General features: G+C 60.4%; 3 protein-coding genes. 1 reads left to right on the forward strand and 2 read right to left on the reverse strand.

Going from position 1 to position 1,353, the window contains the following annotated elements; all coding sequences use genetic code 11:
* Positions 1 to 287, reverse strand: a 287-nt coding sequence (locus ABWP50_RS11920) for a hypothetical protein (RefSeq protein ID WP_353218209.1), incomplete at its 3' end; no start/stop codon positions are given.
* A 363-nt stretch (positions 288 to 650) separates the two neighbouring features.
* Positions 651 to 911 (reverse strand): translation initiation factor IF-1, encoded by a 261-nt coding sequence (infA, locus tag ABWP50_RS11925; RefSeq protein ID WP_017668801.1) that lies wholly within the window; start codon positions 909 to 911, stop codon positions 651 to 653.
* Between the two features lie 203 nt (positions 912 to 1,114).
* On the opposite strand from infA, the gene ABWP50_RS11930 reads away from it, so the two are divergent.
* On the forward strand, positions 1,115 to 1,353 hold a 239-nt coding region (locus tag ABWP50_RS11930; protein WP_353218214.1), incomplete at its 3' end, for an alcohol dehydrogenase catalytic domain-containing protein.

Genomic DNA, 1,353 nt, shown 5'->3' on the forward strand with positions numbered 1-1,353 from the left:
CGCTGGAACCAGTTCATCCGCGTCGGCTTGGGCGCACGATAGCGCTCGACGCGCCAGTGCGGCAGACGCTCGGCCGCTTGCGGCTGGCCAGCTTCGTCGACCACCTGCAACATCCACGTGTTGCCGGCATGGCGCTGCGCTGCGAGGCGCAGGTTGGTGTTCTCCAACACGAATTCGTGACGACCCTTGATCAGATGGTCGAGCAGGTTGCCGGGGGTGTCAGCCCAGCCGGGACCCACAACGCGGTCCAGAACGATCCCGCCCGCAGCTTCCTGCGCCTTCAACATTGTCACTGTATACTGAGCCATGGGAACATCCCTCGTTAATGCAACTTCAACGACCCATCACATACAGTTAACCTAAAATTAAATCAAGCGAACAGATAACTAATTTTATCCGGTTTGATGGTAAATTCAGGCGCGCGCGCTCGCTGCCCAAGCATGCGGCCTTGCCGTGGGTGTGATCGTGGTGCGGTGGGAGCGGGAGACGACTGCAACAGCGACCATTGCCGGCGCGCACGGCAAGGCCGCCAGGCAAACGCGCATTGAGTCTGGCTGTGCTGATGAGATGTCGGCAGCATGGGTGCCGGGCGTGTGCCCTGACCATCAGGCTCGGCTGGTGCAGCGGGCCGGTTGCCGGCCAGCAGGGCATCAGCGGCGGAAAAAGCGCCGCTGGTTCATCGGCATCGGCGTGGTCTTTTCGCGGAAGACGATGCGGCCCTTGTCGAGATCATAGGGCGTCATTTCAACGTGCACCCGGTCCCCCACGATCGACCGGATCCGATTTTTGCGCATCTTGCCGGCGGTGTAGGCGATGATTTCATGTTCGTTTTCCAGCTTCACGCGGAAACGACCATCGGGCAGGATTTCGGTGATTTCACCTTCGATCCGGATAATCTCTTCTTTTGGCATGTCAGGCCCGGAACTCGCTGGTAAAACGCATGAAATATCCTGTTGTTGCATGTCGAACGCCGGGCAGCGCACACCGCGCTCCCGTTGCCGGACTGCCTTGTTCGTGCCCAATGACCCGATACGCTTGAAAAAGCAAGCCATGCCCCTTGGCAAGCTGCGCGGTTGGCGGGCATGTGTGGCTGCAAGCCATCAGGGAACAACCAATGAAAAGTCGTGCCGCCGTGGCCTTTGCGCCCAACCAACCGCTGGAAATCGTCGAGATCGATGTCGAAGGCCCGCGCGCTGGTGAGGTGCTGGTGGAAATCATGGCCACCGGCATCTGCCATACCGATGCGTACACACTGGAGGGCAAGGACAGCGAGGGCATTTTCCCATCGATCCTGGGCCATGAAGGCGCCGGTATCGTGCGCGAAGTGGGCGCCGGTGTTACCAGCGTGGCGCC

It is taken from the genome of Sandarakinorhabdus sp., assembly GCF_040398645.1.
Taxonomy (GTDB): Bacteria; Pseudomonadota; Alphaproteobacteria; order Sphingomonadales; family Sphingomonadaceae; genus Sandarakinorhabdus.